Origin of the sequence: Janibacter sp. Y6, assembly GCF_040900765.1 — a bacterium.
GTDB classification, from domain to species: Bacteria; Actinomycetota; Actinomycetes; order Actinomycetales; family Dermatophilaceae; genus Marihabitans; species Marihabitans melonis.
Genome location: NZ_JAKLYZ010000003.1, coordinates 227,893 through 250,760, shown reverse-complemented (window position 1 = coordinate 250,760; position 22,868 = coordinate 227,893). Strand labels below are relative to the sequence as shown.

The window sequence follows — 22,868 nt, the reverse complement described above, 5'->3', positions numbered from 1 at the left end:
CGTGAGCACCACCCGCGAGCTGTTGACGCTCGAGCAGTACGTCGCCGAGGTCCTGCGCCTCGTCCCCGGCCCGACCTCGGTCGAGGTCGTCGCGCTCGACGACGCCCACGGCCGCGTGCTCGCGGGCGCGGTCACCGCGCGCGGCCAGGTCCCCGCCTTCGCCAACTCGGCGATGGACGGCTACGCCGTGCGCTGGGCGGACGTCGCGGACGCGCCCGTCGATCTCGCCGTCGTCGGCGAGGTGCCCGCGGGCTCGCCGCACGACCCGGCGATCGGGCCGGGCGAGTGCGTGCGGATCATGACCGGCGCACCCGTGCCGGGCGACGCCGACACGATCGTGCCCGTCGAGCTCACCGACGGCGGCGAGCAGCGGGTGCACGTCACCGCAGCCCCCGAGCGCGGGCAGGGCGCCCACGTCCGTGGGGCCGGCGAGGACCTCCGGGCCGGCGACCTCGTCGCCGAGCCCGGCACCACGCTCACCGCACGGGTCCTCTCGTCCGTCGCTGCCGCCGGGCACGCCGAGGTGCCGGTGCGCCGCCGACCGGTCGTCGCCGTCGCCGCGACCGGCGACGAGCTCGTCGCCCCCGGTGCCGAGCTGGGGCGTGGTCAGGTCTACGAGTCCAACGCGACGCACCTCGCGGCGACCGCCCGCGAGCAGGGCGCCGACGTCGTCGTGCCGCCCACGGTGCGCGACGACGCCGCCCTCGTCGTGCGGGCCCTCGACGAGCTCGCCGCGCAGGCCGACGTCGTCGTCCTCACCGGTGGGGCGAGCGTCGGCGCCTACGACGTGGCCCGCGACGTGCTCACCGAGCACGCGGGCGCGACCTACCGTCACGTGCGCGTCCAGCCGGGCAAGCCCCAGGGCTGGGCGCTCTGGCAGGGCACCCCGGTCGTCGCGCTGCCGGGCAACCCCGTGAGCGCGGCCATCTCCTTCGAGGTCGTCGTGCGGCCGCTCCTCGACGCGCTGCTCGGCCGGGCGCCGCGCCCGACCACCCGCGCCGTCGCCGCGACCGGGTGGCGCTCGCCGCCCGGTCGGCGCCAGCTCGTCCCGGTGCGCATCACCCAGGGCGAGGACCTGCGCCCTCTCGCCACCCCGTCGCACCGCCGGGGGTCGGCGTCGCACATGGTGACCTCGCTCGCCGGTGCCGACGCGCTCGCCGAGGTGCCCGAGGAGACCACCGAGGTCGCCGCGGGCGACCTCTTGACGATCAGGAGCCTGGCATGAGCCACCCCCTCACCCATCTCGACGAGGGCGGGCACGCCCGCATGGTCGACGTCACCGAGAAGTCGCCGACCGTCCGGGCCGCGACCGCCGCCGGGTCGGTGCGGGTCTCGCCGGAGGTCGTCGCCCTGCTGCGCGACGGCGCCGTGCCGAAGGGGGACGTGCTCGCCGTCGCCCGCGTCGCGGGCATCCAGGCCGCGAAGAAGACCCCGGAGCTGCTCCCCCTGGCCCACGTCATCGGCGTGCACGGGTGCACCGTCGACCTGACGATCACCGACACGGGGGTCGACGTCGTCGCGACGGTGCGCACCGCCGACCGCACCGGTGTCGAGATGGAGGCGCTGACGAGCGTGAGCGTCGCCGCGCTCGCCGTCGTCGACATGGTCAAGGGCGTCGACCGCACCGCCCGCATCACCGACATCCGCGTGCTGAGCAAGCAGGGCGGGCGCTCCGGGTCGTGGACCCGCCCCGAGACGCAGGACCACGCATGAGCGCCGTCGAATACGACGTCGTCGTCGTCGCCGGCGGCGCCGGCTCGCGCCTCGGAGGAGCGGTCAAGGCGGACCTCACGGTCGACGGCGAGCGCCTGCTCGACCGCGTCCTCGCGGCGACCGGGTCGGCGTCGACCCGCGTGCTCGTCGGGCGGGGCATCGACGCCCCCGACGACGTGGTGCGCACCCTCGAGGACCCCCCGTCCGGTGGCCCGGCGGCCGGCACCGACGCCGGGCTGCAGGCCGTGACGAGCCCCGCGCGGTGGACCCTGCTCCTCGCGAGCGACCTCGCCGACCCCGCCGCCGGCATCGCCACCCTGCTCGAGGCGGCGGCCCGCGCGGACGAGGACGGAGAGGACGACGTCGACGGCATCTGCCTGGCCGGTGACGCCGAGCACCCGCAGTGGCTCTTCGGCATCCACCGCACGGCGGCGCTGCGCGGCGCGGTCGAGTCTCTCGACACCGTGCGCAACCGCTCGATGAAGGCCCTGCTGTCCTCGCTGCGCCTCACCACCGTCGCCGTCGACCCGGCCGCGGTCGCCGACATCGACACCCCGACGGACGCCCGGACCTGGCAGGCGCAGCGCCCGGCTGACGCCCCCCGCGAGCCACGGCTGCGGGGCGACGCCGCGACCGTGCAGCGCTGGCGGCAGTGGGTCGAGTTGGCCTGCGAGGCGGTCGCGGTCGACCCCGACCTCGTCGACGTCGCCGGCATCCACATCCTCACCAAGCAGGTCGCCCACGGCTACGACCGGCCGCTCGCGCCCGTGTCGTCCTACGTCCTCGGCCTGGCCGTCGGTGCGGCGCAGGCGCGCGGTGAGGAGGTCGACCAGGTCGCCCTGCGGCGGGCCATCGTCGCGACGATCGAGCAGGCACCCCCGGTGCCGGAGGAGCAGTCATGAGCGTGCAGGTCAGATGGTTCGGCGGGGCGGCGGAGGCCGCCGGCGTCGAGGAGGAGCAGGTGCCCGAGGGCCCGCTGTCCGCGGTGCTCGCCGCGACGGTCGAGCGTCACGGCGACGCCGTGGCGCGCGTGCTGCCGCGGTGCGCGGTGCTCGTCGACGGGCGCAACGCCCAGGGCGAGGACCCGCAGGTGCCGACCGGCTCGGTCGTCGACGTGCTGCCCCCCTTCGCCGGGGGCTGATCAGCCGCCGATCGCGCTCATCGGGCGCGGCGGCTGGAGGAAGCCGGGCTCGTCGATGCCGTGACCGGGGCGCTTGCCCGCGAGGCACGAGTGGAGCAGCGCGGTGACCTCCTCCTCGGAGGAGCCGTCGCGAAGGGGGGTCCTCAGGTCGGTCTCGCCGCGGGCGAAGAGGCACGAGCGCAGCTGGCCGTCGGCGGTGAGGCGCAGCCGGTCGCACGCCCCGCAGAAGGGCATTGTCACCGACGCGATGATCCCGACCGTGCCGGGGCCGCCGTCGACGACGAAGCGCTCGGCCGGGGCCGCCCCGCGACCGGGCATCTCGACGAGGTCGAAGTCCTCGCGCAGCCACCCGAGGATCTCGGCAGCGGTGATCATCTCCGAGCGCTGCCACGTGTGACCGCCGTCGAGCGGCATCTGCTCGATGAAGCGCAGCTCGTAGCCGTGGTCGAGGGCCCACCGCAGCAGGTCGCCGGCCTCGTCGTCGTTGACGCCGCGCATGAGCACGGTGTTGATCTTGATGGGGGCGAGGCCGGCCGCGTCGGCCGCGGCGATGCCGGCCATCGTGTCCTCGAAGCGGTCGCGCCGCGTCATCGAGGCGAAGCGGTCCGCCCGCAGGGTGTCGAGGCTGATGTTGACCCGGGCGAGGCCGGCGTCGGCGAGGGGCTGGGCGAGCTTGGGCAGGCGCAGGGCGTTGGAGGTCAGCGAGACCTCGACCGGGCCGTGCTCGCCGCTCATGGCGGCTACACCGCGGACGACGTCGACGACGTCGGGGCGCAGCAGCGGCTCGCCCCCGGTGAGCCGGACCTCGGTGATGCCGGCCGCGACCGCGACCTCGATGACGCGCAGGAGCTCGTCGGTCGTCAGCAGGTCGGGGGTGGGCAGCCAGGGCATGCCCTCGGCGGGCATGCAGTAGGTGCAGCGCAGGTTGCACCGGTCGGTGAGCGAGACCCGCAGGTCCCGGTGGACGCGTCCGTGGCCGTCGGTCAGCACGAGAGCCCGCTCCACTGGTGGCTGCCGTCGACCTCGTGCTGCTTCTTCCAGATCGGCACGCCGTGCTTGACCGCCTCGACGACGTCGCGGCACAGGGTGATCGCGAGGTCGCGGTGCGCGCTCGCGACGAGCACGACGAGGGCGAGGTCGCCGACCTCGAGGTGGCCGACGCGGTGCACGGCGACGACCTGGGCCTGGCCGTCGGGGTCACCGGCGGCGACCGCGGCGGAGACGACGTCGTCGATGACACGGCCCGCGTCGGGGTGCGCGGAGTAGTCGAGCGAGACGACCTCGCCGGACGCCTCCGGGTCATGGTCGCGGACCTGCCCGACGAAGGTGGAGACAGCCCCGTGCGAGGGACCGCCCACCTCGGCCATGAGGGCCGTCAGGTCGATCGGGTCGGTCGCGATCTGGGCGCGCCAGGTCATCGGTGATCGCCTCCGTGGAGCTGGTCGAGCAGGTGGGCCAGCAGCGGGACGACGACCTCGAGGCCCTCGCGCACCGCCTTCGGGCTGCCGGGCAGGTTGACGACGACGGCACCGGGGTGGTCTGCCGTCGCGTGGACGACGCCGGCGAGACCACGGGTGAGGACGGCGTGCGGGGTCTTAGTCGCGCCGTGGGCGCGGATCGCCTCGGCGACGCCGGGCAGCTCGGCGTCGAGGACCTCGCTCGTGCCCTCGGGCGTGCGGTCGCGCGGGCCGACACCGGTGCCCCCGGTCGAGACCACGACGCGCACCCCCTCGGCGAGCACCCGCCGCAGCTCGTCGCGCACGCTGTCGGCGCCGTCCGGCACGACCGAGGTCGTCACGACGAAGCCGGCGCCCTCGAGGGCCTCGCGACCGGCCGGACCGGACAGGTCCTCGCGCTCACCACGGGCCGAGCGGTCCGACACGGTGAGGACATGGGCGCCCACGGGCGCGGTGGTCGGGGCTGGCTGCGTCATCACCCCCATCCTCTCACCACGCCCTGCGGTCCCGACGCCCCCTGGGGGGTGCGGGGACGGGAGCCGGCGGGACCGGACCAGTCGTTGACCACCTGGTTAATCAACCGCTAGGTTAAGCACATGGCAGACGAGCTGAGCACCACCTTCGCCGCCCTGGCCGACCCGACCCGGCGCGCGATCCTCACGCGCCTGGGCGACGGCGAGGCCACGGTGAGCGAGCTGGCGCAGCCCTTCGCCATGTCCCTGCCCGCCATCTCCAAGCACCTCTCGGTGCTCGAGCGGGCCGGGCTGATCTCGAAGACCCCCGACGCGCAGCGACGCCGCTGCCGCCTGGAGGCCACCCCGCTGCAGGACGCGACGACGTGGCTCGAGCTCTACCGGGAGCACTGGGAGCGACGGCTGGACGACCTCGGCGACTACCTCGCCACCATGAGCACGCCCTCGACGCAGGGCACCACCCAGGAGAAGCCATGAGCACTGCACCCCGAGGCGCCCGCGAGCGCGCCACCGTCACCACCGACGGCCCGGAGCTGGTCGTCACCCGCACCTTCGACGCCCCTGCCGATCTCGTCTTCGAGGTCATGACGACCCCCGAGCACGTGCGGCGGTGGTGGGGCGCCGGCCACGGCGAGGTCACCGTCTGCGAGATCGACCTGCGCGAGGGCGGGGCCTGGCACTTCGCCCAGCGCGCCGGCTCCTCGGGCGAGGAGGTGTCCTTCTCCGGTCACTACCGCACGATCGAGCGACCGGGCCACCTCGTGCACACCGAGCGCTTCGACAACCTCGAGTCGCCCTACTCGCTCGTCGACACGACGTACACCGAGAGCGAGGGACGCACCCACCTGCGCGCGGTCATCACCTACGACTCCCCCGAGACCGTGCAGATGGTCGTCGAGTCGGGCATGGAGGGCGGCCTCCAGAGCTCCTACGACGCGATCGACGACGTCCTCGCGGAACTCTCCTCCCGTTAGCCCCGTCGATGGTCGAGGTGCGAAGGCCCCCCAGGGCCTGAGCCTCGAGACCACCGCCGCGAAGGGGGACCGCTCCCGTCACGGGGGTGGCCCCCTTCGCCCGCCGAGCGGGACACTGCCTGGTCGGGGGGCCGACGGGGAGGGGATCGCCATGCGCACGTCAGCGACGGGGGTCTGGAGACCGACCTCATCTACCACCACGGGGTGGACCTGCCGCACTTCGCGGCCTACGTGCTGCTGCGCGACGCGCACGGCCGCGACCTGCTCCGGCACTACTACGAGGGCTACGCGCAGGTCGCGGAGCGGCACGGCGTCGGGCTGCAGCTCGAGACGCCGACCTGGCGGGCGAGCAGCGACTGGGGAGACCTCCTCGGCGACGACGCGTCGGCCCTCGCCGCCGCCAACGCCGACGCGGTCGCCCTGCTGCGCGAGATCGGCGAGCAGTGGTCCGACCGCGTCCCGGCCGTGCGGGTCGTGGGGCAGCTCGGCCCGAGGGGCGACGGCTACCGGCCGGGGGCACGGGTCGACCCGGACGAGGCCGCGGAGTACCACCGCCCGCAGGTCGCGGCTCTCGCTGGGGCGGGCGCCGACCACGTCGAGGTGCTCACGCTCACCGACGTCGGCGAGGCCGTCGACGTCGTGCGCGCGGCGCACGACGTCGGGGTGCCCGTGTGGGTGGGCTGGACCGTCGAGGTCGACGGGCGCCTGCCCGGTGGGACGAGCCTGCAGGAGGCGGTCGAGGCCACCGACACCCAGGCCGCTCCGGACGCGTACATGGTCACCTGCGCCCACCCGCGGCACGTCGCCGCCGGGCTGAGCGGGCCGTGGGACCGCGTGCGTGGGCTCACGGTCAACGCCTCCGAGCGCAGCCACGAGGAGCTCGACGCGATGACGAGCCTCGACCCCGGCGACCCGGCCGAGCTCGCCGCGGCCCACGTCGAGCTCGAGCGCTCGCTGCCGGCGCTCGAGGTCGTCGGGGGTGCTGCGGCACCGACGCGACCCACGTCGGCGCGATCTGGGCCGCTCGGACGGGGGGCTGCCCCCCCTTCGCCGGTGATTCGAAGAAGGACCGTCACCTCGAGGTGACGGTCCTTCTTCGAATCAGGGGACCTGCTACAGCCCGAGTCGTTGCGGGCTCTTCGTCGACTCCGGCTCGGCCGCGGGCTCGTTCCTCGCCCACGACCTCCCCTGCGCCCTCCTCAGAGCCCGAGGTCGCGGCCGATGAGCTCCTTCATGATCTCGTTCGTGCCGGCCCAGATCTTGTGGACGCGGGCGTCGCGCCAGGCGCGGGCCACGCGGTACTCGGTCATGAAGCCGTACCCGCCGTGCAGCTGGACGCACTCGTCGAGCACGCCGCACTGGACCTCGGCGGCCCACCACTTGGCCTTCGCGGCGTCGACGGCGGTGAGACGGCCCTGCGCGTGCGCGGTGACGCAGTCGTCGACGTAGGCCTGCGTGACCTCGACCTTCGTCACGAGCTCGGCGATCTTGAACTTGTTGTGCTGGAAGGTGCCGATCGGCTGGCCGAAGGCCTTGCGCTCCTTCGTGTACGCGATCGTCTCGCGCAGGATCTGGTCGGCGCCGGCGATGTTGGCGATCGCGTTGCCGAGGCGCTCCTGCGGCAGCTTCTGCATCATCGCGACGAAGCCCATGCCCTCGGGGCCGAGGAGGCGGTCGGCGGGCACGCGCACGTCGTCGAAGAAGAGCTCGGAGGTGTCGGACTCGGGCTGACCGATCTTGTCCAGCGGGTTGCCCTTGGTGAAGCCCGCGTCGCCGGCCTCGAGGACGAAGAGCGAGATGCCCTTGGCCCCCTTCGTCGGGTCGGTCCGCGCGGCGACGACCGCGAGGTCGCACTGGTGGCCGTTGGTGATGAAGGTCTTGCTGCCGTTGATGACCCAGTCGCCCGAGCCGTCGTCGGCGCGCACGGCGGTCGTCTTCAGCGCGGCGAGGTCGGAGCCGCCGGAGGGCTCGGTCATGCCGATCGACAGGATCGTCTCGCCGGTGACGACCGTCGGCAGCCAGCGCTGCTTCTGCTCCTCTGTGCCGAGCGCGACGAGGTACGGCGCGGTGATGTCGGAGTGGATGCCGAAGCACGACGCGGTCGCGGCGTTGAAGGCCGCGAGCTCCTCGGCGAGGACGGCGTTGAAGCGGTAGTCGTCGATGCCCGCGCCGCCGAACTCCTCGGGGATCGTCAGGCCGAAGAAGCCCTGCTTGCCCGCCTCGAGCCACACCTCGCGCGGGATCCGGTGCTCGCGGATCATCTCCTCCGCACGGGGGACGAGCGTTCGTTCGACAAACTCCTTGACGGAGGCGCGGAAGGACTCGTGGTCCTCGTCGTAGATGTTGCGGGGCATGCCTGATGGCCTCTCGCTCGCGGTGGTCGGGACGCGCCCAGCATGGCTAAGCGCTTGCTTAGCGTAGGCGTCGCCGGGCATGCTGGGCAAGTGACGAGCACCTCATCCGCGACGCCGTCGAGCGAGTCGCCCACCGTGTCCCGCCTCTACGAGGCGGCGGCAGATGCCTTCGGCGCGAAGGGGTTCCACGCGACGACGACCCGAGACATCGCCTCTCGGGCCGGGCTGTCCCCCGCGGGCGTGTACGTCCACTTCGCCTCGAAGGAGGACCTGCTCTACCAGCTCTCCCGCGAGGGGCACACCGTCGCCCGCGACGCGCTGGCCCGCGCCGCCGCGCGCTCGAGCGCCCCGGCCGAGACGCTCCGCTCGATGATCGGCGCCTTCGCCCGTTGGCACGCCGAGCAGCACCAGGTGGCTCGGATCGTCCAGTACGAGTTCCGCCACCTCTCCCCCGAGCACCAGCACGAGGTGCTCACCCTGCGTCGTGAGATCGACGCGGTCGTGCGCGGGGTGGTGGACGAAGGGGTGGCCTCGGGCGACTTCGAGGTCGAGGACACCCACGCGGCCGCGCTCGCGCTGCTCTCGCTCGTCGTCGACGTCGCCCGCTGGTACCACCCGGGCGTGCAGCAGACCCCGGAGCAGATCGAGCAGACGTACGGCGCGCTCGCCCTCCGGCTCGTCGGCGCCTCGCCCCACCCGGGCTGATCGCGCCCGACCGGCGCGCCCGGCCCACCTCTGCCATCATCACCGCATGACCAGCCGGGGCGGCGCGATCGCGCGCGGGAGCGCGGCCGCCGCGCTCGCCACCGCGGTCGCCCTGTGCTCGCACGTCCTGGCCGGCGGCGCCGTGCCGCACGTGCTCGGGGTCGTCGTCCCGCTCGCCCTCGCCGTGCCCGCGTGCACCCTGCTCGCCCGGTGGCGCCCGGCCCTGCCGCGCCTGGGCTCCTCGGTGGCCGTGAGCCAGCTGCTCTTCCACACCCTCTTCTCGCTCGGCGCGGCCCCGGGCGGTGCCGGGCACCTCGAGCACGTGCGCCAGACCGGGCACCTCGGCCAGCTCGGGCTCACCGCCCAGGGCGAGGCCCTGCTCACGACCACGGCCGGCGCGCACACGATGCCCTCGAGCACGATGTGGCTCGCGCACCTCGTCGCGGCCGTCGTGACGACCGCGGCGCTGCACCGCGGCGAGGAGGTCTCGCGCCGGCTGCACGTGCTCGCCCTGGCGGTCGCGGCCTTCCTCGCCCCTCCCGCCCCGGTGCACCTCGCCCGACCTGGCACCGACGTGCGACCGGCCCCCGCGCCCCGCGCGCTGCCGACCGCCCGGCTCGTCGAGCTCGCGCAGGAGATCAGCCGCAGGGGCCCGCCGTCGGGCCTCGCCGACTCCTTCGCCTGACCCCCGCCTCCGGCGAGGGGTCGTCGGCGACACCTGCCGTGCCCAGCATGGACGGCCGGTCTCGCCACCCGCGCACCGCGACGGCCTCTCGTCGCGCGAGCGCTCCCCCTTCGTCATCGCGCCGACCCGGCAGCCCGGGCGGCGACGTACCAGGAAGCGACCCCCCATGTCGACGACCACGTCGAGCACGACCTCCCCCACCCCACCCCTGCCATCTGCCGCGCCACCCGGGCGCGACCGCGCCGCACGCGGGTGGCTGCCGCAGCTGCTGCTGCGCCTGCACTTCTACGCCGGGCTGCTCGTCGGCCCCTTCGTCCTCGTCGCCGCGCTCACCGGGGCGATCTACGCGCTGACGCCGAGCATCGAGCGCGTCGTCTACGCCGGGCAGCTGAGCACCGACGGCACCGGCGTGCACCGACCCCTCTCCGAGCAGGTGGCGACGGCCCAGGCGTACACGGGCGGCGAGCGCGTCGCCGCCGTGCGCCCCGCCCCCGACGCCGGGTCGACGACGCGGGTGATGTTCGACGACCCCGGTCTCGGCGAGAGCGAGAGCCGGGCGATCTTCGTCGACCCGTACACGAACGCCGTGCGCGGCGATCTCACCGTCTACGGCACGAGCGGCGCGCTGCCGGTGCGCACCTGGGTCGACCAGCTGCACCGCGGGCTGCACCTCGGCGAGCCCGGACGGCTCTACAGCGAGCTCGCCGCCTCGTGGCTGTGGGTCGTCGCCCTCGCCGGTCTCGGGCTGTGGCTGCGCCGGCTGCGGCGCACCCGCCGGTTGCGCGAGATGTTCCTGCCCCCGCGCGGGCGCGCCGGCTACCGGCGCACCCGCGACCGGCACGCCGCGGTCGGCGCGTGGGTGCTCGTCGGGGCGCTCGGGCTCTCCGCGACGGGCATCACGTGGTCGCAGCTCGCCGGCGAGCAGGTCACCGACCTGCGTGCACAGCTGGGCTGGTCGGCGCCGGCCCTCGACACCGAGCTGTCGGGCGGGACGGCCGCAGCGGGTGCGCACCACGCGGGCCACCACGGCGACGGCGGGTCCGGTGAGGCCCCGCGCGTCGCGCCGGTGAGCTTCGACGCGGTCCTCGGGGCGGCCCGGCAGGCGGGCATCGACGCCGGCCAGGTCGAGGTCTCCGCCCCGGCGGCGGAGGGCAGCGCGTGGGTGGTCTGTGAGATCCGGGCCGCCTACCCCACCGAGGTCGACACCGTCGCCGTCGACGGCGACACCCTCGAGGTGACCGACCGGGTGACCTTCGCCGAGCACCCCTTCGTCGCCAAGCTCGCTCGCTGGGGAATCGACCTGCACATCGGCGCCCTCTTCGGCGTCGCCAACCAGGTGGCGCTCTTCGTCCTCGCGTGCGGCATCGCGGCGAGCGTCGTGTGGGGCTACGCGATGTGGTGGCGACGGGGGACCACCCGGCCCGGACGGGTCGGCGGACGCGCCCCGGCGCGCGGCGCGCTCGCCCGGGCCCCGTGGTGGGGGCTCGTGGGCGTCGCGGCGGTGGCCGTCGTCATCGGCCTGGCCCTGCCGCTCGTCGGGGTCTCGCTGCTCGTCTTCGTGCTCGTCGACTCCGGTCGGGGGCTGCTCGCCCGGCGACGAGAGGTCGGCGCGGCCGCAGGCTGAGCCCCTCCCCCTTCGCACAGCTCGGTCCGGTGAGCGCGGATCGCCGCTACGTCATCGGCGTGACGGCGATTCGTGCTCACTCGATGGAGGCCAGATGTGCCGACGCTCAGTCGAGGAGGAGGACCGCGCCGGCCACGGCGACGAGCGCACCGGCGGTGCGCACGTGGTCGGCGCGGGCCAGCCGGCGCAGCAGACGCGCACGCTCCTGCTCGTCGGGCCCCCGGCCCAGACGACCGTGGGTCGGGGCCGCGACGAGCGCCGTCGTGACGACCGCGACGAGCGTCCCGGCAGCCGCGAGCCAGCCCGCCGCGACGGCCGGGTGCGCGACGAGCTGCCACGCGACGACGAGGACGAGCGGCGGGTAGATCACGGCGACGACCGGGGTGATCCGGCGCGAGTGGGCGGCGTGGGCACCGGCCCACCGCTCGTGCCCGACCTCGGCGAGCGCCGGGTAGACGACGCGGTCGACCGTCAGCTGGAAGCCGAGGTGCGCACCGGCGAGCAGCACGAGCCACGGGGTCGGCTCGAGCAGGCTCATCGGGGCGTCCGCAGGGGCATGGCTGGAGGCTATCCGGCCGCTCGGCGCACGGAGTGGACGCGAGGTTGACCACGCCAGTCGAACAGGTGTTCGATGACGTCATGCCCGAGATCGACATCGCCGCCCTGAGAGACCGGGTGCGTGCGATGGAGCGTACGACGAGCACCCGAGAGCCGCTCTCGCGCTCCGCGGTCGTCGACGCGCTCGTCCCCGGCGGGCTCGTCGCGGGCTGCACCTACGCGGTGCACGGCTCGCACACCCTGCTCCTCAGCCTCCTCGCCGGCGGCTCGGCGCAGGGCCGCTGGTGCGGGCTCGTCGGGCTGCCCGACCTCGGCGTCGAGTCGGCCCGCGGGCTGGGTCTCGACCTGGAGCGCACCCTCGCCGTGCCCTCCCCCGGCGAGACCTGGGTCGAGACGACCGCGACCCTCGTCGAGGCCCTCCCCCTCGTCGCCGTCCGCCCGCCGCACACGCCGTCGCGCGCTGACGTCACGCGGCTCTCCGCCCGGCTGCGTGCCCGCTCCGCCGCCCTCGTCGTCCTGCTCGACGACGCCCCCGGCGAGCAGACCCGGTGGCCCGGGGTCGAGGCGAGCGTGCGCGTGCTCTCGCAGTCGTGGACCGGTCTGGCCGACGGCCGCGGTCGGCTGCTCGGCCGCGAGCTCGTCGCCGAGGTCCGCCCGCGCAGCGCCCCCGTCCGTCAGGTGGCGCTCGTCCAGCGGCCCGACGGCCTCGTCGGCCTGCCGGGCGCGAGCGACGACGCCACGCGGCGCGACCGGCGCGGGCTGCTCGAGGCGGCCAGCTGATGGCCCGCGCCGCCGTGCGCACCGGCACGACCGCGCTCGCCGCCGGCGGCCGACGGCTCGTCCTGTGGTGCCCCGACTGGCCGGTCCGCGCGGCCGTCTGGGACGCGGGCGAGGGCTCCCCCCTTCGCCTGAGCGAGCCGATCGGGCTCGTGGCGAAGGGGGAGATCCACGCCTGCTCCGCCGCGGCCCGCGGGCTCGGCGTGCGGCGCGGGCTGCGCGTGCGCGAGGCGCAGTCGCGCTGCCCCGAGCTGCTCACCCTCACCCACGACCCGGGCGCCGACGAGCGGCTCTTCGCCAGCCTGCTGCCCGACCTCGAGGAGGTCGTCGCCGGGGTCGAGGTCGTCCGTCCGGGCACGGCGACCCTCGTCGTCGACGGCCCGGCCCGCTTCCACGGGGGCGAGGTGCCGGTCGGGGCGCTGCTGTGCGAGCGGCTCGTCGGGCGCGGCGTCGACGACGTGCGGGCCGGTGTCGCCGACACGGTCTTCGCCGCCGAGCAGGTCGCCCGCGTCACCGGGGCCCAGGACTGCGCGGCGCTGCCCGGCGAGCAGACCGCCGACTTCCTCGCGCCGCTGCCCGTCACCGCCCTCGGCGAGCCCGATCTCGCCGACCTGTGGCGCCGTCTCGGGCTGCGCACCCTCGGCGACCTGGCCCTGCTCGACGAGGCCGACGTGCGGGCCCGCTTCGGCGAGCGCGGGGTGCGCTGCCACCGCACGGCGCGGGGTTTCGAGGACGCGACCTTCCTGCCCCGGCGGCCACCGGCGACCCATGAGGAGAGCGCGCACTTCGAGCACGCGCTGCGGCGCGCCGAGCAGGTCGTCACCGGTGCCGGCGCGGCCGCGCAGCGGCTCGTCGACTCCCTCGAGCGCGAGCACCTCGTGTGCACCGCGGTGTGGGTCGAGGTCGTCACCGACTCCGGGCGCACGCTCCAGCGACGCTGGGCCCATCCCCGGTTCTTCGACGCCGCGGCGCTGCTCGACCGGCTCGCGTGGACCCTCGACGCCGAGGCCCCCGGCGCCCCGGTGAGCGAGGTGCGTCTCGTGCCCGACGAGACCGCCGACGTCACCGCCGTCGCCGACGGGCTGTGGTCGGACCCGGCCGGCGAGCAGGTGCGCCAGGCCGCCTCGCGCATCCAGTCCGCCCTCGGGCACGACGCCGTCGGTCGGCCCGAGCCCGTCGGCGGGCGGGGGCCGGCCGAGCGGCAGCGGCTCGTCCCGTGGGGCGTGGCCGCGCCACGTGTCGACGACGCGCCCTGGCCCGGGCACCTGCCGGCGCCCGCGCCGGCGAGCGTCTACACCGCCCCCGCCCCCGCCGAGCTGCTCGACCGCGGCGGCCATCTCGTCGGTGTCACCGAGCGCGGGGCCGTGAGCGCCTCGCCCGCCACGGTCCGGGCGACCCCGGGCGGCCCGGCCCGTCCGGTCCAGGGGTGGGCCGGGCCCTGGCCCGCCGACGAGCGCTGGTGGGCGCCCGACGGGCGGCGCACCGCGCGCCTGCAGGTCGTCGACGTCACCGGTCAGGCCTGGCTGCTCCTGCACGCCGACGGGCAGTGGTGGACCGAGGCCCGGTATGACTGACATCTCGCCCGAGGTCTCCTGATGGGCTGGCACAACCCCCAGCAGAGCTGGTCGCAGCTCGAGCGGGTCCTCTCCGACACCCGGCTCACCCGCGAGGGCCTGCCGTGGCCCGACGGCGGCGACGCGCCGGGGTGGTCGCGCAAGCGCGAGGCGTACACCCCTCCCCCGCGCATCGCCCGGCCCCGTCCCGGGTCGACCCGGCCGTACGCCGAGCTGCACGCGCACTCGCACTTCTCCTTCCTCGACGGCGCGAGCAGCCCCCAGGAGCTCGTCGAGGAGGCGGTGCGGCTCGGGCTCACGGGGCTGGCCGTCACCGACCACGACGGGCTCTACGGCGCGGTGCGCCTCGCCGAGGCCGCCGAGAGCCACGACCTCGGCACGGTCTTCGGCGCCGAGCTCTCCCTCGGGCTGCCCGAGCCGCAGGCCGGGGTCGCCGACCCCGTCGGCGAGCACCTCCTCCTCCTCGCCCGCGGGCCCGAGGGCTACCACCGCCTCTCCGCCACCCTGACGACCGGGCAGCTCGCCGGAGAGAAGGGCCGGCCCGTGCACGACCTGCGCCGGGTCGCCGACGAGCTGGCCGGTCATGTCGTCGTGCTCACCGGCTGTCGCAAGGGCGCGGTGCGCCGGGCCCTCGCCGGACCGGGCGGGGGCGGGTCCCCCGTCGGCCCCCTCGACCTCGACGCCGCCGAGCGGGCGCTGCGCGCCCAGCAGGAGACCTTCGGGCACGACGCCGTGCTCGTCGAGGTGAGCCATCGTGGGCTGCCCGGCGACGACCACCTCGCCGACGCCCTCGCCGAGGTCGCCCGTCGGGCCGGCGCCCCGGTCGTCGCGACGACGGGGGCGCACGTCGCCCGGCCCGACGCCGCCCGGCTCGCCCAGGTCGTCGCCGCGGTGCGCGCCCGGCGCAGCCTCGACGAGCTCGACGGCTGGATCGCCGGCACCGGCGCGGCCCACCTGCGCTCCGGCGAGGAGATGCACCGGCTGCTCGGGCACATCCCCGGCGCGATCGAGCTCACCGTCGACGTCGCCGCCGAGTGCGCCTTCTCGTTGCGCCGGGCCACCCCGCGGCTGCCGCAGCACCACGTGCCCGAGGGCCACACGGCGATGTCGTGGCTGCGCGAGCTCGTCGCCCGGGGCATGCCGCGGCGCTACCCCCACGCGACCGCCGCCCACCACGAGCGGATCGAGCGCGAGCTCTCGGTCATCGAGACCAAGGACTTCGCCGGCTACTTCGTCATCGTCCACGACATCGCCGCCTTCGCCCGCGAGCAGGGGATCCTGCACCAGGGCCGCGGCTCGGCGGCCAACTCCGCGGTCTGCTACGCCCTGGGCATCACGGCGATCGACTCGATCTACTACGACCTGCCCTTCGAGCGCTTCCTCGCGACGACCCGCGACGAGGAGCCCGACATCGACCTCGACCTCGACTCCGACCGCCGCGAGGAGGTCATCCAGTGGGTCTACGCCCGCTACGGCCGGGTCAACGCCGCGCAGGTCGCCAACGTCATCACCTACCGCCCCCGCTCGGCGGTGCGCGACGTCGCCAAGGCGCTCGGCCACTCGACGGGCCAGCAGGACGCGTGGAGCAAGACCATCGACGGGTGGGGTGAGGTCCTCGACGGCCACCACGACATCCCCGCCCCCGTCGTCGAGCTCGCCGAGGAGCTGCTCGGCGCCCCCCGCCACCTCGGCATCCACTCCGGCGGCATGGTGCTCACCGAGCGACCGGTGAGCGAGGTCTGCCCGATCGAGCCGGCCCGGATGGAGGACCGCACCGTCCTGCAGTGGGACAAGGACGACTGCGCGTGGATGGGACTGGTGAAGTTCGACCTGCTCGGGCTGGGGATGCTCGGCTGCATCCAGCACACCTTCGACCACCTGCGTCACCACCTCGGCGAGCAGTGGAGCCTCGAGCGGATCACCAAGGAGGAGGCGGCCGTCTACGACATGCTGTGCCGCGCCGACTCCATCGGCGTCTTCCAGGTCGAGAGCCGGGCGCAGATCGGCACGCTCACCCGGCTGCTGCCGCGCCGCTTCTACGACCTCGTCGTCGAGATCGCGCTCATCCGGCCCGGCCCCATCCAGGGCGGCGCGATCCACCCCTACATCCGCCGGCGCACCGGTGCCGAGCCGGTCACCTACCTCCACCCGAAGCTCGTGCCGGTGCTCGAGCGCACGATGGGCGTCCCGCTCTTCCAGGAGCAGCTCATGCAGATGGCGGTCGCCGTCGGCGGGTGCACCGGTGACGACGCCGACCTGCTGCGCCGGGCGATGGGCTCCAAGCGGGGGGTCGAGAAGATCGCCAGCCTGCGCGAGCGGCTCTACGAGGGCATGGCCGCCAACGGCATCACCGGCGAGGTCGCCGACGACATCTACGCCAAGATCGAGGCCTTCGCGAACTTCGGCTTCGCCGAGAGCCACGCCCTGTCCTTCGGGCTGCTCGTCTACGCGAGCAGCTGGCTCAAGCTGCACTACCCCGCGGCCTTCCTCGCCGGGCTGCTGCGCAGCCAGCCGATGGGCTTCTACTCGCCGCAGACCCTCGTCGCCGACGCCCGCCGGCACGGCGTCGAGGTCGCCCGCCCGTGCCTGCTCGCCTCCTCGGTCCACGCCGATCTCGAGGCGGGCGGCGAGGTGCCCCGGTGGGCGGGTGAGGAGGACCTGACCGGCGAAGGGGGACCCGCCCCTGCCGGCGGGTACGTCCGCCCGAGCGGGATGGAGAGCTGCCTCGAGCGCGAGCAGCCGGCGATCCCTCCCTTCGACCCCGACGCCCCCGAGCCCGGTGCGGCCCACCGGCGCGACGCCCACCTGCGGGTGCGGCTCGGGCTGAGCGACGTCACGGGCATCGACGTGCCGACGGCGGAGCGGGTCGTCGCCGAGCGCGAGGCGAACGGCCCCTTCGTCTCGCTCGTCGACCTCACCCGGCGGGTCGAGCTCACCGCGCCGCAGGTCGAGGCGCTGGCGACGGCCGGGGCCTTCGACGCGCTCGGGCTGACCCGTCGCCAGGCGCTGTGGGGCGCCGGGGCGGCGGCGCGCGAGCGGCCCGGCCAGCTCGAGGTCGTCACCCCCCACGTCGGGGCGCCGGAGCTGCCGGAGATGAGCGCGCGCGAGAGCACCGTCGCCGACCTGTGGTCGACGGGCATCGCGACGGGCGACCACCCGATCGCGCACGAGCGCGGCTTCCTCGACAGCATGGGGGTGCTCTCCGCGCAGGAGCTGCGCACCGCCGAGAGCGACCAGCGGGTCACGGTCGCCGGTCTCGTCACCCACCGTCAGAGGCCCGCGACCGCGCAGGGCGTGACCTTCCTCAGCCTCGAGGACGAGACGGGGATGATCAACGTCATCTGCTCGGTCGGGGTCTTCCGCCGCTACCGACCGCACTCGCGCACGGCCTCCGCGCTGCTCGTGCGCGGCACGCTCGAGCGGCGCTCCGGCGCGATCAACATCGTCGCCGACCGGCTCGAGCGCCTGCCGGTCGCAGCAGCCACCCGGTCGCGGGACTTCCGGTGACCGGGTGGCCGGGTGCTGCTCGGAGAGGGCCGGGCCTAGACGCGGTCCTCCATGCTGCCCTCGGACGTGACCTCACGCTTGCGCGTGGCGCGGGCGACGAGGAAGAGCACGACGCCGACGACGAGGTAGCCGGCACCGACGAGCCAGACCGTCGACTCCATCTGGGTCAGCAGGAGCAGGCTGGCGAGCAGGGCGAGGACCGGCACGACGCTGGGGATGGTGAAGTGGTCGTGGTCGACCGGGTCCTTCTTCTTGAGGACGAGCACCGAGACGTTGGCCGAGATGAAGACGAGGACGAGCAGGAGCACCGTCGTGTCCGCGAGCTGGCTGACGTCGCCGATCATGCTCATGGCCATCGTCGCGCCGCCCACCACGAGGATCGCGACCCAGGGGGTGCGACGGCCCTCGAGCACCTCGCCGAAGACGCTCGGCAGCAGGCCCACCTCGGCGAGCCCGTAGGTCGCGCGGCTGGCCATGACCATGAAGAGCAGCGCGCCGTTGGTGATCGCGACGAGCGCGATCGCCGAGAACAGCCAGGACGGGACGCCGATGCCCGATGCCTTGACGACCTCGAGCAGCGGTCCGGTCGACTCCGCCATCGTCGTGGGGTCGACGACGATCGCCGCTCCGAGCGCGATGAGCAGGTAGACCGTGGCGGCGGTGAGGATCGCGCCGAAGAGGGCCCTCGGGTAGGCCCGGGTCGGCTCCTTGACCTCCTCGGCCATGTTGGCGGCGGCCTCGAAGCCGAGGAAGGAGAAGAAGGCGGTGATCGACGCCGCGAAGGCCCCGCTCAGCAGCGGCGTGTCCGAGGCCGGGGTGAGGATGCGGCTGGGGTCGCCGTCGCCGCTGCCGAAGACGATCGCCGCGAGCACGATGACGAGGACGAGCCCGGAGACCTCGATGCAGGTGAAGACGACGTTGGCCGACAGCGACTCGCGCACCCCGCGCAGGTTGACCGCGATGAGGACAGCGAGGAAGACCAGCCGCACCGGGATGGCGACCGACGAGGGCAGGCTCTCGTCGCCGAAGAACGAGGCGAGGTAGTCGCCGGCGAAGGCGTTGGCCAGCGCCGCCGACGTCGTGATGCCCGAGGACAGCATGAGGAAGCCGATGATGAAGGTGACGAAGGGCTTGTCGAAGGCACGGTCGGCGTACCGCGAGGCTCCTCCGGCGTGGGGGTACTTCGTGATGAGCTCGGCGTACGTGCCGGCCGTGAGCAGCGCCAGCACGAGCGCGATGACGAGCGGGAGCCAGAGCATCCCGCCGACATCGGTGGCCATCGTGCCCACGAGCGTGTAGATGCCGGCACCGAGGGTGTCACCGACGATGAAGAAGAAGAGCAGCGTCGTCGTGATGCTGCGACTGAGCCTGGTGTCGTGCTCGGAGCTGTCCGGGGCTGTCGTCGTCGCCATCGGGCGAGCATGGCAGAGCGGAGCGCCCTGATCCGGGTCGCGAAGGGGGGTCGATGAGGTCACGGTATGGGGCCGGTCACGACTTCACCCGGACTTGGCAAGGGCTCGACCGCAGCCGCCGGGGCTGCCCTACGGTGCGACGGAACCCCGCGTCGAAGGAGATGCCGTGCGCCCTGTCCGTACCCTCGCCACGCTGGCCAGCCTCACCCTCGTGAGCACCCTGGCCGTCACCGACGCCGGGGCCGCGGCCACCGGTGGCTACGTCGCCCTCGGCGACTCCTACTCCTCGGGCACCGGCACGCGCGACTACCTCGCCGACGGCACGTCGTGCCAGCGCTCGGCCCGGGCCTACCCCTCGCTCATCGCCTCGGCGCGCGGTCTCGACCTCAACTTCCGGGCCTGCTCGGGGGCGACGACGGCGGACGTCACGAGCACCCAGCTCTCCGCGCTCAGCACGACGACGAGCCGGGTGAGCATCTCCGTCGGCGGCAACGACGCGGGCTTCGCCGACGTGCTCACCGAGTGCGCGCTGCCGGCCTGGGCGAGCAGCTGCAACGCCGCGATCGACAAGGCGACGACCTTCATCAACGGCACCCTGCCCGGCCGGCTCAGCACGCTCTACGGCTCGATCCGCGCCAAGGCCCCCGACGCCACCGTCGTCGTCGTGGGCTATCCCCGGATCTTCATGGGCGAGGACTGCAACGCCCTCACGTGGTTCTCCGCCACCGAGCAGAGCCGCCTCAACGCGACCGCCGACCTGCTCAACTCGCGCATCCGCACGGCGGCGAGCGCGCGGGGCTTCGCCTTCGCCAACCCCACGAGCGCCTTCACCGGTCACGCCGTGTGCGACGACGTCGAGTGGCTCAACGGGCTCTCCAGCCCGATCAGCGAGAGCTACCACCCGAACGTCGCGGGCCACCGCAGCGGGTACACCCCGCTCGTCAGCACGCCGCTCACCGGCACGACGGTGCGCGCCACCAGCACGACCGTGCAGCGCGCCGACTTCCTCGCCGGCGAGCAGGCGCAGCGCCAGCGCGGCTATGCCGAGCAGGACCGCACGATCACCCCGAAGCGGATGCGGCTGCCCGACCTCGACTCGCCGAGGGTGCGCCGGGCCGCCGAGCGCGCCGGTGTCGACCTGGGCTCGCGGCGCAGCATCGACGCCGCCGACCGGACGTGGTCGGCGCGGCAGTCCGCAGCGCTCGTGCGCCGCTGACCGCTCCCTCCCAGGTCGAGACCACGCCCCTCAGCTCGAGACGGGTCCCTCGTCGAGCAGCGGACCGAGGTAGAGCTGGAGCAGCGACGGCACGCGCCGCACGTCGAGCCCCGTGATCGTCTCCACGCGGGACAGCCGCAGGCGCAGGGTGTTGCGGTGCACGTGGAGGTCCGCCGCACACCGGGCGACGTCGAGGTCGTGCGCGAGCCACGAGCGCACCGTGCGCTGCAGCTCGCCGTGGCGGTCCTGCTCGACGAGGCGTCGCCACGGCGCGGCGACACCCGCGCCGCGCCAGTCGCCCCGCAGCCCGACGAGCAGGGCGAGGAGGGCGAGGTCCTGGGGGTCGTAGCCCCCGCCCGGCAGGGTGGTCACCCGCAGGGACTCGTGCGCGGAGACGAAGGCGCGGTGCACCCCTTCGCCACCGCTGTGCTCCTCTCCCGTCACGACGGCGGTGCCCGCCAGGGCCCCGAGCGCCGCGACCGGTGACGGACCCGCCGGCCACCACACCGCGAGCTCCTGGTCGCCGACGGCGCCCACCCGCGCCGCGCCCGCCTGCTCCGGCAGCAGACCGGCGACCCTGCGCTGGAGCGCGAGGAGGTCGACATGGGCCTCGCCCGTGGGTCGCAGGACGGTGCACCTGCGGGGCACGGCGAGGTCCCAGCCGAGCGCCTCGGCCATCTCGGTCGTCGCGTCCGCGTCGAGCAGGCCGCCCGCGGCCGCGACGAGGAAGTCCTCGCGCCGGCGCTCGCGCCACCGACCGACCTCGAGCGCCGCCGCCTGCTCGACCACGAGCTCGGCGGTCACGCGGATGAGGTCGCCGAGGACCTCGACCTCCTGGGGCGGCCCGGAGATGCCGACGACCCCGACGACGGCGCCGCGGTGGTGCAGGGGCAGGTTGACCCCCGGCTGCACCCCGCGCAGCAAGAGCTCGTGGACGTCGTCGATGACGACCGTGCGGTCCTGCTCCGCGGCGAGCAGCGCGCCCTCGTGGCGGGCGTGCACCCGCTCCGGCTGACCACTGGCGAGGATGACGCCCCGCTCGTCCATGACGTTGACGTTGCGGTCGACGACCGCCATCGTCCGCTCGACGATCCGGGCGGCGAGGGCCGCGGTCAGCGTGGTCACGAGGAGACGCTAGCCGTCCGGTGTGCAGATGCATCGCGAAGGGGTCATCAGGTGACCGATCCCTGTGCAGTCGACCATGGTCGAGGCGAGCGGTGTCCGCCACGCTGTCCGGGTCCGGTCATTCGGACGTCCCGACGCCCGCCGTGCCCCACGGCCCGGGCGCGACTCAAGGCAAGGAGGCCTCCCATGGTCGACGTCGTCATCCTCGTCGGCGTGGTCGTCGCGCTCGTCGTGGCCGCCAGCGTGCTCAAGCTCCACCCCTTCCTCGCGCTGCTCCTCGCGGCCCTGCTCGGCGGGCTCGCCTTCACGCTGCCGCTCCCGCCCGTCGGTGAGGACCCCGGGCTCATCGGGATCATCAGCACCGGCTTCGGCACGACCCTGGGCAACATCGGTCTCGTCATCGCGCTCGGCACGATCATCGGGGTCGTCCTCGACACGTCGGGTGCCGCCATCACGATGGCCGACCTCGTCGTGCGCAAGATCGGCGAGAAGCACCCGACGATCACCGTCTCGGTCATCGGCTACATCGTCTCGATCCCCGTCTTCTGCGACTCCGGGTACGTCATCCTCAACTCGCTCAAGGAGTCGATCGCCACCCGGGCGCGCACCTCGCCGGTCGCGATGTCCGTCGCCCTGGCCACCGGCCTGTACGCGACGCACACCCTCGTGCCGCCGACCCCCGGACCGATCGCCGCGGCCGGCAACCTCGGTCTCGAGAGCCAGCTCGGGCTCGTCATCCTCGTCGGCCTGCCCATCGCCGCGGTCTCGGCTGTCGCGGGCAACCTGTGGGCGACCCGCTTCCGCCACGAGACCCCGGACGGCGTGAGCTCGGCCGAGGTCGAGGAGAAGATCCGCGAGTTCGAGAGCATGCGTGAGTCCGCCGGACGGCTGCCCAGCCCCGGCGCGGCCTTCGCCCCGATCTTCGTCCCGCTCGTCCTCATCATGCTCGGGTCGATCGCCGCCCTGCCGAGCGCGCCGCTCGGCAGCTCCACCGCCACCGAGGTCCTGCGCTTCGTCGGCCTGCCGGTCGTCGCCCTCCTCATCGGGCTCGTGTGCTCCCTCGCCCTGCTGCCGCGGCGCGGCTTCATGGCGGCCTTCGAGGAGCGCGTCGGCGAGGGCATCGTCGCCGCCGCCCCGATCCTGCTCATCACCGGTGCGGGCGGCGCCTTCGGCGCTGTCATCACCGCGACCGATGTCGGGACCTACCTCGGCGAGCAGCTCTCCGAGCTCGGCATCGGGGTCCTCGTCCCCTTCCTCGTCGCCGCGGCGCTCAAGACCGCGCAGGGCTCCTCGACCGTGGCCCTCGTGACGACCTCGGCGCTCATGGCACCGCTCGTCGGAGACCTCGGTCTCGACACCGACCTCGGCCGCGTCCTCGTCGTCATGGCGATCGGCGCCGGCGCGATGACCGTCTCGCACGCCAACGACAGCTACTTCTGGGTGGTCAGTCAGTTCAGCCGGATGAGCGTCAAGCAGGCCTACCGGGCGCAGACGATGGCCACCCTCGTGCAGGGTCTCACCGCCATCGCGGTCGTCTGGGTCCTCTCGCTCGTCGTCGTGTGAGCAGGCGGCC

At 74.4% G+C, this 22,868-nt stretch carries 22 protein-coding genes; 15 read left to right on the top strand and 7 right to left on the bottom strand.

From position 1 onward, the window contains the following. Position 1 precedes the first annotated feature (1 nt). From glp to L6241_RS08785, 4 genes are read left to right on the top strand one after another with little or no spacing between them, the layout of a single operon-like run. Entirely contained in the window at positions 2 to 1,225 is a 1,224-nt protein-coding gene (gene glp, locus L6241_RS08800) for a gephyrin-like molybdotransferase Glp (protein ID WP_368245803.1), read from the top strand. Continuing rightward, a complete protein-coding gene (moaC, locus tag L6241_RS08795; protein ID WP_368245802.1) occupies positions 1,222 to 1,713 on the top strand; it encodes a cyclic pyranopterin monophosphate synthase MoaC in 492 nt (163 codons plus the stop codon). The genes glp and moaC overlap by 4 nt, the downstream gene beginning before the upstream one ends. After that, positions 1,710 to 2,615 carry an NTP transferase domain-containing protein gene (locus tag L6241_RS08790; protein ID WP_368245801.1) on the top strand — a complete coding sequence of 302 codons (906 nt, stop codon included), beginning with the start codon at positions 1,710 to 1,712 and terminating at the stop codon, positions 2,613 to 2,615. The genes moaC and L6241_RS08790 overlap by 4 nt, the downstream gene beginning before the upstream one ends. Then, positions 2,612 to 2,854, top strand: a complete 243-nt coding sequence (locus L6241_RS08785) for a MoaD/ThiS family protein (RefSeq protein ID WP_201466156.1) — start codon at positions 2,612 to 2,614, stop codon at positions 2,852 to 2,854. Before L6241_RS08790 ends, L6241_RS08785 begins: the two co-directional genes overlap by 4 nt. Here the strand turns inward: L6241_RS08785 and moaA are convergent, their stop codons facing one another. Genes moaA through L6241_RS08770 form a run of 3 tightly spaced genes read right to left on the bottom strand, consistent with a single transcriptional unit; the run spans position 2,855 to position 4,787 of the window. Further along, complete coding sequence (gene moaA, locus L6241_RS08780) at positions 2,855 to 3,844, bottom strand: GTP 3',8-cyclase MoaA (protein ID WP_229300799.1); 990 nt, start codon at positions 3,842 to 3,844, stop codon at positions 2,855 to 2,857. Continuing rightward, complete coding sequence (locus L6241_RS08775; RefSeq protein WP_068273737.1) at positions 3,838 to 4,272, bottom strand: molybdenum cofactor biosynthesis protein MoaE; 435 nt, start codon at positions 4,270 to 4,272, stop codon at positions 3,838 to 3,840. Before L6241_RS08775 ends, moaA begins: the two co-directional genes overlap by 7 nt. After that, on the bottom strand, positions 4,269 to 4,787 hold the full coding sequence (locus L6241_RS08770) for a molybdenum cofactor biosynthesis protein B (RefSeq protein ID WP_368245800.1): 519 nt from the start codon (positions 4,785 to 4,787) through the stop codon (positions 4,269 to 4,271). The genes L6241_RS08775 and L6241_RS08770 overlap by 4 nt, the downstream gene beginning before the upstream one ends. Before the next feature lie 120 nt (positions 4,788 to 4,907). On the opposite strand from L6241_RS08770, the gene L6241_RS08765 reads away from it, so the two are divergent. The 3 genes from L6241_RS08765 to L6241_RS08755 all read left to right on the top strand — a co-directional run bounded on the left by L6241_RS08765 (position 4,908) and on the right by L6241_RS08755 (position 6,844). Next, complete coding sequence (locus tag L6241_RS08765) at positions 4,908 to 5,261, top strand: helix-turn-helix transcriptional regulator (protein ID WP_123090974.1); 354 nt, start codon at positions 4,908 to 4,910, stop codon at positions 5,259 to 5,261. After that, positions 5,258 to 5,758 carry an SRPBCC family protein gene (locus L6241_RS08760; protein WP_368245799.1) on the top strand — a complete coding sequence of 167 codons (501 nt, stop codon included), beginning with the start codon at positions 5,258 to 5,260 and terminating at the stop codon, positions 5,756 to 5,758. The genes L6241_RS08765 and L6241_RS08760 overlap by 4 nt, the downstream gene beginning before the upstream one ends. Positions 5,759 to 5,962: 204 nt before the next feature. Continuing rightward, the gene (locus L6241_RS08755; protein WP_368245798.1) at positions 5,963 to 6,844 is read left to right on the top strand and encodes a homocysteine S-methyltransferase family protein; all 882 of its coding nucleotides are present in this window, start codon (positions 5,963 to 5,965) and stop codon (positions 6,842 to 6,844) included. 113 nt (positions 6,845 to 6,957) lie between these two features. Here the strand turns inward: L6241_RS08755 and L6241_RS08750 are convergent, their stop codons facing one another. Next, positions 6,958 to 8,112 carry an acyl-CoA dehydrogenase family protein gene (locus L6241_RS08750; protein WP_368245797.1) on the bottom strand — a complete coding sequence of 385 codons (1,155 nt, stop codon included), beginning with the start codon at positions 8,110 to 8,112 and terminating at the stop codon, positions 6,958 to 6,960. Between the two features lie 90 nt (positions 8,113 to 8,202). Here L6241_RS08750 and L6241_RS08745 point away from each other — a divergent pair, with 90 nt between their 5' ends. The 3 genes from L6241_RS08745 to L6241_RS08735 all read left to right on the top strand — a co-directional run bounded on the left by L6241_RS08745 (position 8,203) and on the right by L6241_RS08735 (position 11,126). After that, positions 8,203 to 8,817: a TetR/AcrR family transcriptional regulator gene (locus L6241_RS08745; RefSeq protein ID WP_068273728.1), complete on the top strand. Its 615-nt coding sequence runs from the start codon at positions 8,203 to 8,205 to the stop codon at positions 8,815 to 8,817. 46 nt (positions 8,818 to 8,863) lie between these two features. Next, entirely contained in the window at positions 8,864 to 9,502 is a 639-nt protein-coding gene (locus tag L6241_RS08740; RefSeq protein ID WP_368245796.1) for a hypothetical protein, read from the top strand. Positions 9,503 to 9,668: 166 nt separating this feature from the next. After that, on the top strand, positions 9,669 to 11,126 hold the full coding sequence (locus L6241_RS08735) for a PepSY-associated TM helix domain-containing protein (protein WP_368245795.1): 1,458 nt from the start codon (positions 9,669 to 9,671) through the stop codon (positions 11,124 to 11,126). A gap of 106 nt (positions 11,127 to 11,232) precedes the next feature. Here L6241_RS08735 and L6241_RS08730 read toward each other — a convergent pair whose 3' ends face one another. Continuing rightward, entirely contained in the window at positions 11,233 to 11,664 is a 432-nt protein-coding gene (locus tag L6241_RS08730; protein WP_354587790.1) for a hypothetical protein, read from the bottom strand. A 101-nt stretch (positions 11,665 to 11,765) separates the two neighbouring features. Between L6241_RS08730 and L6241_RS08725 the strand changes: the two genes are divergently transcribed. Genes L6241_RS08725 through L6241_RS08715 form a run of 3 tightly spaced genes read left to right on the top strand, consistent with a single transcriptional unit; the run spans position 11,766 to position 17,542 of the window. Continuing rightward, a complete protein-coding gene (locus L6241_RS08725) occupies positions 11,766 to 12,464 on the top strand; it encodes a hypothetical protein (RefSeq protein WP_148041522.1) in 699 nt (232 codons plus the stop codon). After that, a complete protein-coding gene (locus L6241_RS08720) occupies positions 12,464 to 14,035 on the top strand; it encodes a DNA polymerase Y family protein (RefSeq protein WP_368245794.1) in 1,572 nt (523 codons plus the stop codon). The genes L6241_RS08725 and L6241_RS08720 overlap by 1 nt, the downstream gene beginning before the upstream one ends. Before the next feature lie 21 nt (positions 14,036 to 14,056). Then, entirely contained in the window at positions 14,057 to 17,542 is a 3,486-nt protein-coding gene (locus L6241_RS08715; protein ID WP_368245793.1) for an error-prone DNA polymerase, read from the top strand. Between the two features lie 35 nt (positions 17,543 to 17,577). Here the strand turns inward: L6241_RS08715 and L6241_RS08710 are convergent, their stop codons facing one another. After that, positions 17,578 to 18,954: an APC family permease gene (locus L6241_RS08710; RefSeq protein ID WP_368245792.1), complete on the bottom strand. Its 1,377-nt coding sequence runs from the start codon at positions 18,952 to 18,954 to the stop codon at positions 17,578 to 17,580. Between the two features lie 166 nt (positions 18,955 to 19,120). Here L6241_RS08710 and L6241_RS08705 point away from each other — a divergent pair, with 166 nt between their 5' ends. Continuing rightward, positions 19,121 to 20,170 (top strand): SGNH/GDSL hydrolase family protein, encoded by a 1,050-nt coding sequence (locus L6241_RS08705; protein ID WP_368245790.1) that lies wholly within the window; start codon positions 19,121 to 19,123, stop codon positions 20,168 to 20,170. Between the two features lie 30 nt (positions 20,171 to 20,200). Here L6241_RS08705 and L6241_RS08700 read toward each other — a convergent pair whose 3' ends face one another. Further along, positions 20,201 to 21,295 carry a CdaR family transcriptional regulator gene (locus tag L6241_RS08700; RefSeq protein ID WP_368245788.1) on the bottom strand — a complete coding sequence of 365 codons (1,095 nt, stop codon included), beginning with the start codon at positions 21,293 to 21,295 and terminating at the stop codon, positions 20,201 to 20,203. 186 nt (positions 21,296 to 21,481) lie between these two features. Here L6241_RS08700 and L6241_RS08695 point away from each other — a divergent pair, with 186 nt between their 5' ends. Further along, positions 21,482 to 22,858: a GntP family permease gene (locus tag L6241_RS08695; RefSeq protein ID WP_368245787.1), complete on the top strand. Its 1,377-nt coding sequence runs from the start codon at positions 21,482 to 21,484 to the stop codon at positions 22,856 to 22,858. The last annotated feature ends 10 nt before the right edge of the window (positions 22,859 to 22,868 follow it).